The sequence below is a fragment of the Staphylococcus intermedius NCTC 11048 genome (assembly GCF_002902385.1).
GTDB classification, from domain to species: domain Bacteria; phylum Bacillota; class Bacilli; order Staphylococcales; family Staphylococcaceae; genus Staphylococcus; species Staphylococcus intermedius.
Map to the genome: position 1 here is coordinate 1 of NZ_PPQH01000079.1, position 265 is coordinate 265.

Below are 265 nucleotides of genomic sequence, written 5' to 3' on the forward strand. Positions count from 1 at the left end.
TAACGACAAGTACACACCAGAAACAACGCCAATCACGAAGGATTATGGCACTGCCACAACAGAAGATGAAGTGAAAGGTGCAGTGAACATCCCAGGTTACCCAACAGACGGAGATCAACCAACAATTACAATTGATGATCCAAGTCAATTACCTGACGGCACAAAAGAGGGTACAACAGATGTAAGTGTAACAGTGACGTATCCAGATGGTACAACAGACCACATTACAGTACCGGTAACCGTAGGTAAACAAGCAGATAACGAC

Annotated in this window: 1 protein-coding gene; it reads left to right on the forward strand. The window is 44.2% G+C overall.

The genetic code is table 11. The annotated features are described in order from the left end of the window. A partial coding sequence (locus CD138_RS12355; protein WP_219727728.1) for a Rib/alpha-like domain-containing protein occupies positions 1-265 on the forward strand: 265 nt, incomplete at both ends.